Origin of the sequence: Peribacillus sp. TH14 (assembly GCF_016651145.1) — a bacterium.
Lineage (GTDB): Bacteria > Bacillota > Bacilli > Bacillales > DSM-1321 > Peribacillus > Peribacillus butanolivorans.
In genome coordinates, this window is the sequence record NZ_JAEKEK010000001.1 from 5,228,271 (window position 1) to 5,245,606 (window position 17,336).

At 39.1% G+C, this 17,336-nt stretch carries 15 protein-coding genes; 1 reads left to right on the top strand and 14 read right to left on the bottom strand.

Translation table 11 applies throughout. The features are described from left to right. Positions 1-21: 21 nt before the first annotated feature. The 8 genes from JFU50_RS25155 to murQ all read right to left on the bottom strand — a co-directional run bounded on the left by JFU50_RS25155 (position 22) and on the right by murQ (position 10,557). The gene (locus JFU50_RS25155) at positions 22-444 is read right to left on the bottom strand and encodes a DUF1801 domain-containing protein (protein ID WP_201224679.1); all 423 of its coding nucleotides are present in this window, start codon (positions 442-444) and stop codon (positions 22-24) included. Positions 445-1,037: 593 nt separating this feature from the next. Next, positions 1,038-2,510 carry an N-acetylglucosamine-specific PTS transporter subunit IIBC gene (gene nagE / locus JFU50_RS25160; RefSeq protein ID WP_201224680.1) on the bottom strand — a complete coding sequence of 491 codons (1,473 nt, stop codon included), beginning with the start codon at positions 2,508-2,510 and terminating at the stop codon, positions 1,038-1,040. A 181-nt stretch (positions 2,511-2,691) separates the two neighbouring features. Continuing rightward, complete coding sequence (locus JFU50_RS25165) at positions 2,692-3,930, bottom strand: exo-beta-N-acetylmuramidase NamZ family protein (protein WP_201180739.1); 1,239 nt, start codon at positions 3,928-3,930, stop codon at positions 2,692-2,694. A 12-nt stretch (positions 3,931-3,942) separates the two neighbouring features. Then, positions 3,943-5,895 (bottom strand): glycoside hydrolase family 3 protein, encoded by a 1,953-nt coding sequence (locus JFU50_RS25170; RefSeq protein ID WP_201224681.1) that lies wholly within the window; start codon positions 5,893-5,895, stop codon positions 3,943-3,945. Positions 5,896-6,348: 453 nt separating this feature from the next. Continuing rightward, positions 6,349-7,371, bottom strand: a complete 1,023-nt coding sequence (locus JFU50_RS31830) for a MupG family TIM beta-alpha barrel fold protein (protein WP_201224683.1) — start codon at positions 7,369-7,371, stop codon at positions 6,349-6,351. Then, on the bottom strand, positions 7,368-8,735 hold the full coding sequence (locus JFU50_RS25180; protein ID WP_201180741.1) for a PTS transporter subunit EIIC: 1,368 nt from the start codon (positions 8,733-8,735) through the stop codon (positions 7,368-7,370). Before JFU50_RS25180 ends, JFU50_RS31830 begins: the two co-directional genes overlap by 4 nt. A gap of 37 nt (positions 8,736-8,772) precedes the next feature. Further along, positions 8,773-9,630 (bottom strand): MurR/RpiR family transcriptional regulator, encoded by an 858-nt coding sequence (locus JFU50_RS25185; RefSeq protein WP_201224685.1) that lies wholly within the window; start codon positions 9,628-9,630, stop codon positions 8,773-8,775. A 12-nt stretch (positions 9,631-9,642) separates the two neighbouring features. Further along, a complete protein-coding gene (murQ, locus tag JFU50_RS25190; RefSeq protein ID WP_397443430.1) occupies positions 9,643-10,557 on the bottom strand; it encodes an N-acetylmuramic acid 6-phosphate etherase in 915 nt (304 codons plus the stop codon). Between the two features lie 408 nt (positions 10,558-10,965). On the opposite strand from murQ, the gene JFU50_RS25195 reads away from it, so the two are divergent. Further along, complete coding sequence (locus tag JFU50_RS25195; protein ID WP_201180743.1) at positions 10,966-11,145, top strand: H-type small acid-soluble spore protein; 180 nt, start codon at positions 10,966-10,968, stop codon at positions 11,143-11,145. A gap of 345 nt (positions 11,146-11,490) precedes the next feature. Here JFU50_RS25195 and JFU50_RS25200 read toward each other — a convergent pair whose 3' ends face one another. The 6 genes from JFU50_RS25200 to JFU50_RS25225 all read right to left on the bottom strand — a co-directional run bounded on the left by JFU50_RS25200 (position 11,491) and on the right by JFU50_RS25225 (position 17,276). Beyond that, positions 11,491-12,048, bottom strand: coding sequence for a hypothetical protein (locus tag JFU50_RS25200; RefSeq protein WP_201224687.1), 558 nt, complete (start codon positions 12,046-12,048; stop codon positions 11,491-11,493). Between the two features lie 693 nt (positions 12,049-12,741). Beyond that, complete coding sequence (locus JFU50_RS25205; RefSeq protein ID WP_201183281.1) at positions 12,742-13,923, bottom strand: ABC transporter substrate-binding protein; 1,182 nt, start codon at positions 13,921-13,923, stop codon at positions 12,742-12,744. Positions 13,924-13,948: 25 nt separating this feature from the next. After that, entirely contained in the window at positions 13,949-14,656 is a 708-nt protein-coding gene (locus JFU50_RS25210) for an ABC transporter ATP-binding protein (RefSeq protein ID WP_201180745.1), read from the bottom strand. Further along, positions 14,640-15,413 (bottom strand): ABC transporter ATP-binding protein, encoded by a 774-nt coding sequence (locus JFU50_RS25215; RefSeq protein WP_201224689.1) that lies wholly within the window; start codon positions 15,411-15,413, stop codon positions 14,640-14,642. Before JFU50_RS25215 ends, JFU50_RS25210 begins: the two co-directional genes overlap by 17 nt. 2 nt (positions 15,414-15,415) lie before the next feature. Next, positions 15,416-16,411, bottom strand: a complete 996-nt coding sequence (locus tag JFU50_RS25220; protein ID WP_201180747.1) for a branched-chain amino acid ABC transporter permease — start codon at positions 16,409-16,411, stop codon at positions 15,416-15,418. 1 nt (position 16,412) lies between these two features. Further along, positions 16,413-17,276, bottom strand: coding sequence for a branched-chain amino acid ABC transporter permease (locus JFU50_RS25225; protein WP_201224691.1), 864 nt, complete (start codon positions 17,274-17,276; stop codon positions 16,413-16,415). Between the last annotated feature and the right edge of the window lie 60 nt (positions 17,277-17,336).

The window sequence follows — 17,336 nt, forward strand, 5'->3', positions numbered from 1 at the left end:
AATCATCCACATACGTTCACTCTACTTATTCGGATAGGTTTCTCTCAAAAATTTTACAGATTGGTTAATTAACTCTTTTAAAACATTAAGATCAATATCTGCTACTTTATTTATGTAAACACAACTTTTTCCGGAAGTATGTTTTCCAAAGCCCTTTAATAATTCCTCTCGTTTTGTGTCACCCGTAGCAAAATATAAACTGATTTTTGCTTTTCGAGGTGAAAAACCTACAAGAGGAGCATCACCTTCATGACCAGATTCATATTTATAATGATATGTACCGAATCCAATTATACTCGGTCCCCACATCTTTGCTATAAAACCTGTCGTTTCAGTAAAAATATCTAATAATTGATATGCATCCTCACGCTTTTTGGGGCTGTCGACATTTTCAATAAACTCGATAACACTGCTGTCAGTTTCTTTGGTTTTTGGTTGGTACATTAGAATCTCTCCTATACTAAGGGATTTAATATATATTTTTCAAAGATAACATATGCTTAAAACTCAGATCATTTGATAATCACAATTGCATTTGTTTTAGCAGGTATATTTATGGTTTCACCAGGCTTACGGGTGCGGTATAACGACGTGGAGGTTATATCTGGTGAAGTTATTGGCAATTGAAGCCATCTTTAGCCGAAAATTACGCAAGAGTATGAGTAAAGAATTCTTTCAAATGATTTTATGTGAGATTATATTATTTAATCTCTTAATTTATTCTCCGAACGTCATCCAATACCCTCCAAACAAATATCCTTAATTTATTATAGAACATTGATTTGTTTTATTCTAATTTCTACCCAGTGTTCATTAAAAAAGCCAAAATAAATGTTTTTTGATCAAAGTGTACTCAGGCTTGATAATTCGTTACTAAAACGCTTTCTATAATAATCTAAAACGATCAGGTATGGAACGGGATCTCATTCCTGATCGTTGAGTATAATCCTTGTCTATTAATCTCGCAAGTAAACTAGTTGTTCTTGCAGTTCTAGATGAAAGATGAAGGATTACTCGAACAACTAATAATGGGAGCTCTATTGTCTACGAATCTTTTCAATTTCATCCGCTACGAATTGTACCTGCGTACCCACAACGACTTGAATGCTATGTGGACCAACGATATTGATTCCCGCGACTCCTGTGGATTTAATTTTATTTTGATCAACTGCTCCCATATTCTTCACTTCTACTCTCAAACGGGTTATACAGTTGTCAACAGACATTACGTTAGCGTCTCCACCTAAGCCTTCATAAATCGCAGCAGCCATCCCAAAGAATTTACTTCCTGTTGACTCAGCATGGTTGCTTGCATTTGCCTCTACTCCTCCACCATTAAGTTCTTCATCTGTATCATCCTCCCTCCCTGGAGTCATTAAGTTAAACTTTGCGATCAAGAAGCGGAATAAGAAATAGTAAATGACAGCGAAAGCTAACCCTTGAAGAAGGAGCATATAAGGTTCATTTGCCAATGGCAATCTTGAACTTAAAACAAAGTCAACAAAGCCTGCACTAAAACCAAAACCTGCTGTCCATTGAAAAGACGCAGCAATGGCTAACGAAATACCTGTTAATAAAGCATGAACAACAAAAAGAGCGGGTGCTACAAACATGAAGGCAAATTCAAGAGGTTCTGTAACTCCTGTAAAAAATGAAGCAAATCCTGCAGCGAGCATTAATGACGCCACTTGTTTTTTCTTTTTAGATTTTGCTGAATGGTACATAGCAAGTGCCGCGGCAGGCAATCCGAACATCATGACAGGGAAGAATCCGGCTTGATACATGCCTGTAGTTCCTTTTGTTCCAGTTCCTGCCCAGAAATTACCGATATCGTTAAGCCCAATTACATCAAACCAGAACACGGAGTTTAATGCATGATGTAAACCCGTTGGTATCAATAACCGATTGAAGAATCCATAAAGTCCTGCACCTGCAGCACCTAATCCACTTATCGCTTCACCGAAATTAACTAACCAAGAGTAGATGAGCGGCCATACAAAAAATAATATAAGGGAAACGAGTAACATAATAACCGCAGTCAGTATGGGGACCAGCCTTTTACCACTAAAGAAAGCGAGGGCATCCGGCAGCTCGACCTTACTAAACCGATTATACATAGCAGCAGCTATAAGGCCCGAGAGAATTCCGACAAATTGATTTTCTATTTTCTCAAATGCTGGATTTACACTTTCTACATCAATACCTTGCAGCATAGCTACTGATTCTGTGGCAAGCAATGTCGTTACGACTAGATAGGCTACCAGCCCACTCAAAGCGGCTGAACCATCTTTTCCTTTCGACATCCCCAATGCAACCCCGACAGCAAACAAGATAGACATATTGCCAATGATGGAAGAACCAGCTTTAATTAAGAAAGCCGCTATCGGACTTCCATCTCCCCATCCTGCTGGATCTATCCAATAACCAATCCCCATTAAAATGGCAGCTGCCGGCAATACGGCTACTGGCAACATCAATGAACGGCCAATTTTTTGAAGATATTTTTTCATCCCACTTTCCCCCTGACAGTTATTAATTTAGGATAACCCTATACACCTATTAGACAGCGGTTTCTTCTTTTTTAGAACTTCTTTTCTTTTATAAACTGTCTATTTCTAGGGAATTCTTAACGGTATACCCCTTTAATAAAAAAAAAGAAAAGCCCTTACAGACTTTTCTAAGTTCCTCCGGTTATTTATAGAGTAAATACTGTGCGCGAACCTTTTTAAAAGCATCTTGCTCTGGCTGATATTCTTTCATAATTTCATTCACAGATGAGCCTTCTTTAATCATTGCTCTCACCCAGTCATTACCTATTAATAGACTGAAATTATTGGCTGCGAGAAATTCGAAATCATCTGGATAAAGATCATGAATGGTCTTGATAATGTGCAGTCCAGTTGGTACAGCCCTAAATTCATCACGATCAGTTACATAGATTTCAACTCCATGGCTAAGTTTACCTGCATACTTTGAAAACGAAGGTGTAAAAGAGGCAGCCCTAAATTTCACACCGGGCAAACGTAGTCCATTTAATTTCCCCGCAAGTTCATCGCTGTTGATGTAGGGTGCACCGATTAATTCGAATGGCTTAGTCGTCCCTCTGCCTTCCGAGACATTTGTTCCCTCAATTAGCCCTGTAGCTGGATATACAAATGTAGTGGACACTGTTGGCATATTTGGCGATGGCAAGACAAATGGAAGCCCAGTTTCGTCATAATCCATCGAGCGCTTCCAGCCTTTCATTTTAATGACCTTTAAATCTGCACCAATTTTAAACTCTTTATTAAACAATGTAGCGAGTTCGCCGACTGTCATCCCATGTTTAAGCGGAATCGGATACAAACCAACAAATGATGAGAATTCCGGTTCAAGTACTGGTCCATCTACTGATATCCCCCCTTGCGGATTCGGCCTGTCTAACACGATAAACGGGATGTTATTTTCTTTCGCGGCTTCCATTGCATAGGCCATCGTATAAATATAGGTGTAATAACGCGTTCCGACATCTTGGATATCAAAGACAAGAGCCTCTACACCTTCTAACATTTCAGGCGTTGGCTTTTTCGTTTTACCATACAAGCTATAAACGGGCAATCCTGTTTTTTCATCTATATAAAATTCAACGCTTGCCCCTGCCTGCGCATCTCCACGAACCCCATGTTCGGGTCCATATAACGCAGTTAATTCAATATCCGGATCGTCATACAGCAGATCAACGATGCTCGTTAATTTGGAATCGATTCCTGTTGGATTTGTAATCAACCCCACCTTTTTTCCTTTTAGTACATCCTTCTCATCTTTTAAAAGAACTTCAATACCAGGCATGACCTTTTGTTTTTTCTTTTCCTTATCGGCAGTAACACTTTTAGAGGAAACTATACTAAAGGCCAACAGACAAATGGTGAATATAATAAGAATTCTTTTCATTGTGTTTCCCCTCTACTTTTTAATAGGCTTGCCAGATTTAATATCTAATCCATACCCAAATTTATAAAGGCTTTCGGATGGTTTTGTCACGGATGGAATATCCACTGGCAACGTCCCCCTCGGTTTTGATTCTCCAAAGATCGTCGCGATGCCTGCCGGTATATTTGGCTGCCTATACCGCCCATTTGAATATCCTTTAAATCCGTATACAACCATCACGGCTTTTGCTTCTTCAAAATTGGCAACATCATAAGGGTTTCTTACACTCATTAACACAAACCCTTTATCTTTTTTCTGTGCATATTTCATGGCCGCTCTTGGAAAGGCTGTTGCCCACTTGCTTGAATCTTGAATACTGTCATCAATCACTCCATCATTTACGGCCGGATCGTTTTTTACAATATAGGACCCAGTAATGACATAGTCGGCTTCATCAATGAGTCTTGCCACTTCAATAGTGAATGACTTTTCTGAAAAACTCATACCTGTAACTTGGACTTTCTTTATCCTCTTTTGATCAACTAATTCATTGATGCTCCTTGACATAGATTCAATCTGATCGGCAAAAGGAGCAAGAACTAAAATATTTTCATTTTTCTTAGGTTTGAAGGGCAATGTTTTATCTTCATTTTTCAAAAGAGTGATTGCATCTTCCGCAATTTTCCTTTCTTTTTTCAAAGAATTTTTATTACCGACCACTTGAAGAGCCCTTAATATTTTTTTATCAATTGGGGTGTCGGCAGCGACTTTTCCCAGCTTTAGAATCCCTCTTTTCACTTTTAGCTCAAGTATTCTTGTTACAGAACGATTGACTTGATCAAGCGGAATTTCACCACTTTCCACGGCTTCCTTCACTGCATCGAATACAGAGGTTATATTCTTTTCCATTTGAAGCGAGTTTACTTGTGCAGGCATCAATGCAATATCAACACCCGATTTCAAGGCCAAAACAACAGCATCTTCTTGTCCAAAATTGTCCGCAATGGCTTGCATATTCAATGCATCTGTAACCACTACGCCATCAAATCCCATTTCTTCACGTAAAAGACCAGTAATGACCTTCTGTGACAGTGTTGCCGGGACCATAATTTCTTGTCCGTCTTTTTTACTGATATAAGTAGTATCATCGAATGCAGGAAATTGAACATGTGCGGTCATCATCATATCTACTCCAGCATCGATTGCCTTTTGGAAAGGAACTAACTCGATAGAACGTAAGCGCTCTTTATTATGCGAGACAAGGGGAAGACCATAATGACTATCAACCGCCGTATCTCCATGACCAGGGAAATGCTTAGTCGTTGCTATCATATTCTGACTTTGCAATCCTTTTATGGTTTGAATCCCAAGTTTTGATACAAGATCTGGATCAGAACTGAAGGAACGGACGCCAATAACTGGATTTCCAGGGTTATTATTGACATCAACAGCCGGTCCAAAATTTACATTTATACCAAGAGAGGACAATTCCTTGCCGATGATTTCTCCAGACTGATAGGCGTAATTCTTATTTCTAGTTGCACCCAGCGCCATATTTCCCGGAAGATTCGTTCCTGTTTGAAGGCGAGTTACGATTCCTCCTTCCTGATCAATAGTTATAAATAGTGGAAGATCCCTGCTCGCATTCTGTAAACCATCTGTCAGCCGTACCGTTTGCTCGGTATCTACAACATTTTCAGCAAACAAGATCACTCCGCCTAAATGATATTTTTCAATGATGCTTGCAACTTCTGAGTTCATTTCTATAAAACCTGTTGCTTTTCTTTCTCCTTGTTCTTGCCAATTACGAAAATCTGGCATGAGCATTTGACCGACTTTCTCCTCAATGGACATATTTTCTACGGTTGTCTGAACATCCGGCACTGGTTTTTCTTCCGCAAACTCCCTTGCTGATGTAATTCCACCAAGAGTGGATAAAGCCAAGGAAAAAGCTAACCCAGCAGGTGCCCATATCTTTTTATTCATTTTGGCATTCTCCTTTTTACTTTTTAATCTCAAAAGGCTTTCTTAGCAGTAGTAGGTAAAAAGGTTTCCAAGAGCTTTAATCAATATCTGTCTAAAGAAGTCAGTGAATCCTCATCTATCTTCAATGCTTCTTAAGTGTGTGATGATGTGTACTAAATGTTGTTAGCCTTATGATCGTTTTTTTACAAATTTCTACTCTCTTATGAAAATAAAGGCAGCACCTTGAAATCCCAGTAGCCACCTTTTTCAATTTCTCATTCACTTTTTTATTTTCCAAGGAAAATCCAGCTCTTTTTCTGGGATCTTAGCTTTCTTAATGACAGAAAATCCTTTTGTTGTATCATTAGTTGCTAATTAACACTTCGTGGGCAAGGGCTTTTAGTTCGTGAGTGTAATAGAGTGTAAGAACTGAAGTGAGTGAAATGATCACCTATTTTCTGTGTATTTCTAAATCTATATATATAATTCTTCACATTGTAGGTTTACGGATTGACCAGATTCCAGAAGTGCTAACAAAGGAAGATCTTCCTCTATAACTAGCCCTATCACATTGACTCGATGATTTGCTTCTAAATCTCGCCTGCAAATTTGGACCTCTCCCCGATATCGCCCATATGCATCATTGTCCATCGTAATGGAACCAAGGTAGCGTTCGACAGTATTTTGCGGTTTAACCTGTGTTGTGACACGGGTATGTTGTAGCCGATACACATCCCTTGAAACATCTGGCCGCAAATCGTAAATACCGCTTTGCAAAACGGAAGACTTCACGCGAATAGATAGAATATTCCGATCATTAAACGCGGATAGGTTCTCAATCAAATCGTTTTCCACACCTTGATCTCCAATATATACTCCATTCACATGCTGAAACAGTTCAACTCCGGCAGCAAAAGGATTCATAAACCTGTGTTTTTCAAGCGTTGGAAGGCCATCATGAAGGGGTCCTCGCTTACTTCCTGAACCCGGGATAAAAGCAACAATAGGTATCCCATATTTCTTGAACATTCGATTTTGATTTTGAAAGAATTCTTCCTCGAGACCCGTTTCACGCCTTGGATAGAAGTTATGCCAGGCTATGAGTCTATCAGGTTTTATTCCGCTCCCAAGTGCGGCCATTAGTTCATCTTCCTTTAACGTACTTGCGTTTAGCGAAAGAGAAAATACCTCAGATAAAGATCTTATCGTTTCATAGTCAAACCCATCATCCAAGCGAATTCCCTTAACCCCTAATGACGATAACTCCTCAAAATTGCTAATTCCCAAATGACTAAGCGTGTTTAATGAGACATCTGCATGGATTTCCATTTCATATGACTCTACAAGCTTTAATAGTTCAACCATTCTTTGTACGTGATCACCTTTTTCTTCAGGAATATGAAGCGAGGTAAATGCTCGCTTCACACCTAAGTTTGCTGCATGAATGATTTGTGTTTCTGCATCTGGGTCTTGTAGATAAAAAGAGATTCCAATCACTTGAATTCAACCGCCATTTCATCTTTAAATCCAAATAAGTACGTAAAAATAAATCCTGCTGCGTAGGAAATGAATAACCCTGCCAAGAAAAGCACAATTTGGTTTGGATGAACTAAAAAGGTAAGTGGTAATCCAGATACACCGATTGCAGTGGTCGCAATTCCGAAGTGAGCTTGAAATGCGCCTCCTACCCCTGCCCCTAGACATGCGGTTAAGAAAGGACGACCGAGTGGTAATGTCACTCCAAATATAAGAGGTTCGCCGATACCAAGCATTCCTGATGGAAGACCTCCACCTATCGCTCGCTTTAGGCTTGCTTTCTTCGTTTTGAAATAGATGGCAAATGCCGCACCTACTTGGCCAGCTCCACCCATTGCCAAAATGGGAAGCAGAGGATCGTCTCCAATCGCGTTGATCAATTCAAGATGAACAGGTGTTAAACCTTGATGCAGACCAGTTATGACTAGCGGTAGGAATGTTGCTCCAAGCACAAATCCAGCTACAACTCCACCGAAATCTAATATATTTAATAAACCTGTTGTAATTGTATCCGATAAAAATCCTCCTACCGGCATAAATACAATGTAAGTGACTATCCCTGTAATAAGTAAAGAGATGGTTGGAGTCAACATTATATCCAGTGATTGAGGAATGAATTTCCTTACCTGCTTTTCTACCAATGCTATAAAAATCGCGGCAAAAAGGACTCCAATTAACCCTCCACGTCCTGGGAGCAAGTTTTCACCAAACAATGAAATGTCGCCTACTGCCGGGTTGATAACCAAGATACCAGCCAGTGCACCAAGTGCAGGTGATCCCCCGTATTCCTTTGCCGCATTAGTCCCAACTAAAATCCCAAGGTAAGCAAATAATCCAGATCCAATAACAGTTAATATAATGGCTAATTGTGAATCTCCCGCAAGCCAGCCCGCTTGAACGACCGCTTTTGTAATCCCTGTAATCAGGCCTGAAGCTACTAATGCAGGAATTAACGGGATAAAGATACTCGCAATTCTACGTAAAAATAGTTTAAAAGGTTTTGCATTTTTCCTATCAATCTCTGATTTGTTCTTGGTAGCAGTTTCTTTTAAATTAAAATCTTCAGATGATGCGAGAAACTTTTCAAATTCAGCGTACACCTTGTTCACTACTCCTGGACCCAGAACGATTTGAATCGTTTCTTCTTCGATGACACCAAGAACGCCTTCCGTTTTTTTAATTTCATCCATGTTTACTTTTGAACGATCGATTGGTGATACCCGCAGCCTGGTCATACAATGTGCAGATCCTACAACATTTGATGCCCCACCTAACTTTTCTAATAATTCTCGTGCTAAATCGGCGTACTTATCCCCCTTGCCCATTCAAAAGCCCCCTTTGTCAAAATCTCCAAATGAATGTTCATTTATAACGATCTGTCATCGATTGGATGGCTGCCCGTGTGTTATCAATATATTGGACAGTCTCTTCGTACTGTTCTGACGCCATTCCTAAAAATAAAATATCAATCATATATAACTGTGCCAATCGGGAAGATGTTGCAGCACTTCTAAACGGAGCTTCATTTGAAAAGGATGTATACAGCGAAGCGTCACACAAAGAAGATACCGTTGTTTGACCAAAATGAGTCAGGCCGATCGTTTTGACTCCTCGATCTTTAGCAAGTTTTAATATATTGACAACTTCAGGTGTTTCTCCTGAGAATGAAATAGCAAAAACGATATCATTTTCATCCGCATTGGCAATCAGAGTTGCAACTAAATGCATGTCAGTAAAGGCAGTTGCCCCTTTGTTGATTCGAAGCAGTTTTTGCTGAGCGTCTGCGGCAACAATATTCGAAGCCCCCACTCCACAAAAGTGAACTGTTTTAGCGTTCAGCAGCAATTTAATTGCATTGTTGAGATTATCGTGATCGATAATTTCAGAAGTGTCACGAATAATCTGAATCGTATTACTGGTTGTTTTTTCAACAATCCGATACAGTGATTCTGAAGGCTCAATATCTCGGTAACCCTGTTCAACAGACTTCATTAAATCCCCAGCAATCCGCATTTTCAAATCTTGAAATCCTTTCAAACCGAGAGATTTGCACAACCTTATCACAGCAGCCCCGCTTGTATGAGCAGAAGTGCTCAACTCCTGTACAGTGCTATTCACTACCTCATGAGGATTCTGTAGGATATATTCTGCTAGTTTTTGTTCTGATTGTGGAAGCTTACTTAGCATCGTCTGTATAATGGATAATCCTCCAGTAACCATTGCTTTCTCTCCTTAATCCACGCGCATCGAGATGGCTTTTCTGACATCTCCATCCGCTTTTTCTAGTAACTCCGTTGATTGATCATAAGTTGTTGAAGTCTTTATCATTACAATCGCTGGTTTAACCTGATTATTCGCCTTTTCGAGCATTTTCATTGCAATATCATATTCAACATTCGTAACAGTTTGTATAATGCTTATTGCACGATCCTTTAGTTTTTGATTGCTTACATTTACATCTACCATCAGATTTTCATACACTTTTCCCATTCTAATCATGGTAGCTGTTGAGATCATATTAAGTACCATTTTATGTGCAGTTGCCGCTTTCATTCTCGTAGACCCTGTTAAAACTTCGGGTCCGACCTCAACTTCAATTCCAATATTAGCGACTTCCGTGATGATGGAGTTTTTATTGCACGATAAAGCCACCGTTTTTGCTCCTACCTTTCTTGCATAATGTAAAGCTCCTTTCACATAAGGAGTACGACCGCTTGCTGCAATGCCGATAACCGTATCATTAGCTGTAAGATCCACGTTTGTTAAATCTCTTTTCCCAAACTCTTCTTTATCCTCTGCTCCTTCAATTGCTCGAACAAATGACTTTTCCCCTCCAGCCATTATTCCCAGCACCTTATCCGGTGATGTGCTGAAAGTCGGTGGACATTCCACTGCATCAAGAACACCAAGTCTACCGCTCGTTCCAGCCCCAATGTAGATGAGTCTTCCTCCTTTCATTAACGATTCATAAGCAAATTCAACCGCCGTTTTAATATCTAATAAAACCTCCTGTACGGCTACTGCCACTTTTAAATCTTCGTTGTTAATAGCAGTAATAATTTCCAGTGTATTTACACTGTCGATGTTCATGGTACCTTCATTGCGTAATTCAGTCGTTAATGAACGCAGTCGTTCTTCCATAGACAAATAGATCCTCCTATTATCAATTACTTAAATATAATTTCAATTTATACTCAATTATCTTGAAATTATATTTTATATTATATTAAATGGCGACGCTTTCATTACTAAATAACAAGATTTTTTTGTAAGTTTAGTATCATTTTACTTTTTAATACCTGATTTCAGAAAATCATTCTATTATTTCAAAAGAACGCTTACCACGTCATATTATGGAGTATGTAATACCACAGCCATCAGATGGATTCTTAGAGGATAAACCTGATAGCATAATATCTACTCTTATGAATACTTCGGAATTTTCTTATATTGTAGACGGTGTTATTAGATTATCATCTGCATTTCTTTTAAAAAAGAATAAAATCATTTACCTTTTCAAATAATAATTAGACAAATAATAAGGGAGGGATTTTTGTGGATGTTAATCGTGTAAAACAGATTCTTTCTTCACCATCTGACATTGAGGTGAGATATAATGGCACTTCAGTTTGGATTGATAATATAAATGAAGATGGAAGAACAGCTACTGTACATCTAAGAGGGCCATTAGAGGAAAGGTCAGAAGTCGGTATTGAAGAGCTTAAAGAAATATAAAGAGTAATAAAACATTATCCACCCATAACATCCCGAGAGAACAAAACAGGAATAGTTGCAGCCATACTTAATGAATTAGTATGGCTGCTTATTAGTGAAATCGAGATGAATATGCTTTGAACTGCCTGTGAATTTCATTTCATATTGGGTTCATTGTTGCTGAGAAGGCTTGTAGTTAAATTGAATTGTTGAGGTAAGTTAGGTAACTGTATTAGTGGTTTCTCTGAAGAATTTGGTCGAAATGTATTTGGTCCTTCACTATTCATTAATATATACACAATTATTAAATTAAAAAAAGCCACTCTCTTTATGAGGAAGGCTTTGTTAATGATAATTGAATTATCGTTACATTTTTTCAACTTTAATCAGACTTTCTACTATCCAATTTAGTGTCCGTTTATCTTTTTCCTCTTCTGTCAGACTTCTTGGGAGTTCTATCCATTGATCTTTTTCAGGGACTAAATGAATCTGCCCCCTTAATGAATTTGGCACTTCCCTGTCCAATAAACGTATCTCTATATCATTATTAATAGTTACATATATATGACCAGTATATTCGATTTCTTCAATTTTCATGTTAAAGTGACCTCGGGTATTAGGACGGCACCATATATGATTTCCTTTAAGTTTTCTCAAAGAGTATTCAAAACCAAAAAGTTGTTCTTCCGATATATAATAATCTTTGATGTAATACAAATTTTCATTATGTTTTTTGTCATTCACATCATACACATCATACGTAAAATGTATATTTGAATCTTTTCTTATCTTAGGATTTTGGTCGGTCCAATTGTTATTTACCATTATTGGTCGTACAAAAGATTCTAGCCTTTCTTTTACTAAATATTCAATATTGCTATGATCAAGATTACATCCAAAGGTAAATAAAAAATAGTCTTTCAATTACTTCTAGCCCCATTTCAGCAATGAATTATTATTTAATCTAATATTCCCCCTATAATCAGACAAATCATCTTATGTATGGTAATGACAATTTATTGAATTTTCAGATTGATTTTTAAATACATGAAATCTAAAGTAAGGATTCCATTATCACCTAATAATTCAAAAATATGCTCTCCTTGTTTGATACCATTATAGGTGCTGTACTACCTAATGGTCCTACACGTCTAGAATATCCATACTTACCATATCTTTTTTTTTCCCATAATATCTAGAGTAGACCTTACTTTCTTATAAAAATCTTTTTCAATCGTTACTTAGGAAAGTAAGGATCCGTCATCTACTCTTTTACCAGAGTTGGAAATAACTACACGAAGCTCACATTTTGCTATTGTCGCCTTTATTATTGTTTTTCTATCGTTCAGGCCTTTACTAGAATATTATCATTTCTAGAAAGTACCTGACAGTATGAATCTTACCCTAGTAATGGATACATTGTGGAAGAAACAAAAAAAAGAAACGTGTACTGGAATCCTTCATTTGAAGGATTCCAGTACACGTCCAAGAAATACAACAATCTACTCTATCAGTACATACTGGTAGAATTCTGCCGCACACTACCTACTTTTTTTATTACTGTTTACTTGATTATCAGGGATATTTTTCGTGACACCAGCACTGGCTTTGTTCACCTTAACGAATGGGAACTACTTTTCCATCTTCAACCGCTCCAACGACAATTGTAGATGCGAATCCTCCATTCTCATCAATTGTTGGGATATCGTAGATTTTCTGTTCAGCAGAAATATTAGTCAGCCCGTCCTGCATATGTTCGCGAATCGCCTTGACGTCATCCACGCTTCCTGCTGATTTCATCGCTTCTACAAAAGCATACATCGCGATGTAATTCAAACCGACTTCGGAGCTTGGATCTTCCTTATAATTTTTTTGATATTTCTCAATAAAAGCTGGCACTGCTTCTTCATCGGAGTTAATCAGAGGTAGGACACCGATTGAGCCTTCCAATGTTTCATATGATCCTGCAATCGGCTTCATTTGATCCAGCTTCGCCTGATCCATAATAATAAAACCGCCTTTAAACCCTAACTCACGAGCTTGCTTCGCTACTTTTGCCGTCGGTTCAGACGCACCTCCGATAAACAGCACATCAGGATCCTTTTTCAATGCATTTGTAACAATCGTAAAGAAATCTGTTTCTTTAGCAAAATCAATCGAGGAATTATAAACGACTTTACCACCTTGCTTTTTCCAATGAGGGAGAACCGCTTCTGTCCAGTCTTTTCCGTATTGAGAAGAGGTTGGCAAAGCTGCAATTTTTTTGCCGAAATGTTCCATGGCATACGTTGTAAACGGTTCGATATATCCTTCATAATTCGGTGGAATTCGTACGGTTAATGAATTTCCGCTTTCGGTAACTGAAGGCTCACTCGTATAGGCGCCAATGATAAATTTCTCTTGTTCATTAAAAACCTGCAGCGCCAGGACACCGCCGCTATGCGGCGTAAATATAATCGGTGTATCATATTCCTGAATTAAGCGTTTAGCATTCGAACCTGTTTCATTCGGTAAGTATTTATCATCCAAAGAAACGAGATTAAGCGTGTATTTTTCCCCATCTACTTCAAACCCTCCGTCATCATTGATTTCATTGACGGCCATTTCCACACCATTTAACGTTCGTTTCCCATACAATGCTGCAGCCCCGCTTAACGGACCGCTAAAACCGATGTTAACGACATTTCCTCCTTTACCTTTTTTACCACTACTTGATGCGGGGCTGTCTCCCTTGTTACAGCCAACCAATGCAGTTACTACTACCAGCATGAATACAAATAACACTTTCAGTTGTTTCATATAAATAAATCCCCCATTCTTTTTTTCATGCTCCAATATACGCTTTCCGTACTTCACCATTAGCCAATAAATCATCTGCTGTTCCTTGAACGACAATTTCCCCATTTTCAAAAACATAACCTTTATCTGCAATGCTGAGGGCAGCATTCGCATTCTGTTCTGCAAGTAGAACGGTGATTCCTTCCCGGTTTATTTCTTCGATAACCTTAAACATCTGTTCCACAATCAAAGGTGCGAGTCCAACCGAAGGCTCATCAAGCATCAGCAGCTTTGGCTTAGACATTAATGCCCTACCTATGGCAAGCATCTGCTGTTGCCCACCGCTCAGACTTCCTGCATCATTATGATTCTTTTCTTTTAAAATCGGGAATAAATTATATACCTTTTCCAAAGAATGCTTGATTTCCGCCTTTTTCTTTCGATGCACATATGCCCCCATCCTCAAATTTTCCTGGACAGTCATTTGCGGAAACAGTTTACGTCCTTCGGCACACTGAACAATTCCAGCTTGAACATTCTTATCCGGGGCCCGACCGCCTATAGGACTATTTTGAAAATAAATTTCTCCTTGAGACAGCTTACTGATACCACTAATGGAACGAAAAGTCGTACTTTTACCCGCTCCATTCGCCCCCAATAAAACGACAATCTCCCCTTTGGCAACTTCGATATTCACATGTTTGATTGCAGTAAAACTTCCATAACTGACTGCAACATTAGATAACTTTAGCACTAGCACTACCTCCCAAATAGGCTTTAATAACCGCTTCATTACTTCGGATTTCCTTAGGTGTACCCTCGGCAATTTTTTCTCCGTAATTCAAAACCATGATGTGGTCAGCCAAGTTCATAATCATATGCATTTTGTGCTCGATTAAACATATCGTAAGACCGGATTGATTTAACTTCTTGATCAGAACTGTCAGTCCTTCCGTTTCATCCGGGTTGATTCCTGCAGCGGGTTCATCAAGAAAGATAATTTCCGGGTCCGTTGCAAGAGCAAGGGCGATGGCTGTCCGTTTCTTTTCCTCCTGCGAAACACTAGCGACTATTTTGTCAGCCACATCCGTTAATCCAACAATCTCCAGCACCTCCATAGCCTTATCCCGACATGCCGCTTCCTCTCGTTTTAAGCGTTTTGTTCTTAGAATGGCGTCTACCAAATTCGATTTGGTGCGTAGTCTATGCCCAACAATGACATTATCCAATACGGTCGATTTATCAAAAAGACTGGTTGTTTGGAAGGTCCTTGAAATTCCTAGCGCTGCTATTTCATTAGCTGGAAGCTTGGTGATATCAATTCCTTTAAAAATGACGGTTCCAGTGCTTGGACGATGAAAGCCGCTAATCAAGTTGAAAAAAGTGGATTTCCCCGCCCCATTCGGTCCGATAATAGCATTGATTTTTCCTTTTTTAATCAAAAAATCCACATTATTGACTGCTGCTAAGCCGCCAAACCGCTTTGTCAAATTCTTAGTTTCAATAATCATTTTCATCCCTCCCCCACTTTAATAGAAACATCGTTTCTCAAAACAGGCGGCTTCTTATCTTTTCGTTTGATTTTCCAATCAAAGATGGCACCTGCGATTCCACGTGGATAAAAAATGATGATTAATGTAAGCAAAGGTCCGAAGATCAACATTCGGTACTCTTGAAGAAATTGCAGATTTTGCGAAAGTATTACGAGCAGTAACGTTCCCACCAACGGTCCCGAAAGTGTCCCAATTCCACCAACTAAGAGATACATCAATAGGTCGAACATAATGGAGGTGGAGCCGATATCAGGTCCAATAAACCGAATGAATGAAGCATACAGGGCTCCAGCCAAACCTGCGAAAAATGTAGAAAGGACAAAGGCCGTCAGTTTATTCTTCATCGTGGATATACCAATCGTTTGAGCAAGGTCCTCACTATTCCTGATGGCCATATACGTTCTACCTGTTAACGAATGGATAATCCGATACATGACTATGATCACCGCAAGCAGAAACACAAGGACAAGATAATATTGTGAAGTTGCCGTATCGAATGTTATTGGACCGATATTACCTGGGGCAGGGATGCCAATCAATCCTCTAACTCCCTCCGTCAGCCCCTCCCATTTATCAATGACCAGATATATGATATAGCCTACACATAATGTGTATATGGCGAAAAAGTGTTCCTTTGTCCTCAATGCTATTAATCCGATTACAAATCCAATCGCACATGTGATCAAACAGGCCCCCACAAGAGCCAGCCAAAAATTCATTCCAGATTTTACTGTCAGCAGCCCAAGTGAGTATGCACCAATTGCAAAAAATCCAGCATGAGCAAGCGAGAGATAACCAGTATAGCCTGATAACAAATTGATTCCGTAAACAGCAATTGTCCAAATGAATGAGAGTGTTAACATATGAAGATAATAGTCGTTTTGACCGATAATAGGGAATAAAAAAGCTAAGATGATAAGAGCAATAATTCCATTTCGTTTCGTCAAAATCTTCATGCTACCTCTCCCCCTTAGCAAAAAGTCCCGTTGGTTTCACTGTTAGAATTACAACTAAAAGAACGAATGCAATGATGTCTTTATAATCATTTGAAATATAAGTTGCGCCCAGGCTCTCGCTGAAACCAAGGATATAACCGCCGACAATCGCCCCTGGAATACTTCCCATGCCTCCCAGAATGATAATGACGAATGCCTTCAAGATGACGAGATGTCCCATGCCGGGGAAAACGAGGTTAATCGGTGAAGCAAGAGATGAGGCAATGGCGGCTAAGCCACCAGATATCATGAAGGTCAGCATAGCGACTTTGTTGATGTTAATCCCTACAAGTGAAGCTCCTTCACGATTTTGGGACATCGCAATTATCGTTGAACCGGTATACGTTTTCTTGAGGAAAAGATAAAGCAAAATCATCACCACGATAGCCGAAACGATAATCAACAAGCGCTGCAGTGTAAACGTCAACCCCATGATGTTGACGACTTGATCGTAAGGAGAATTCATTGTATGGAAATCGGCGCCCCAGACAAATTGCGCAAAGGCTTCAAGAAAAAGAAGAATCCCGATTGCCGCAATTTTATCGTGCAATGGCGGTGCCTCCCTTAACAAGCGGAACACGAAACGTTCCAATAGAACACCCATCAAACCAACAACGATTACGGATACAAACATAGCAAACCAATAATTAACGCCATATAACGTCATCATTGATAATGTGATGTACCCTCCCAACATATAGAGAGCTCCGTGGGCAAAGTTCGGGATATGCAAAATTCCATATACAAGCGTCAATCCCAGGGCAACTAAACTATAAACGCTTCCAATTGTCAAACCATTAAAAAGCTGCTGGATTAAAATATCCATTTACTTCCTCCTTCTTAATTATTGAATTTTTATCATGCTATTTGGTTATTCCTGCTTCAC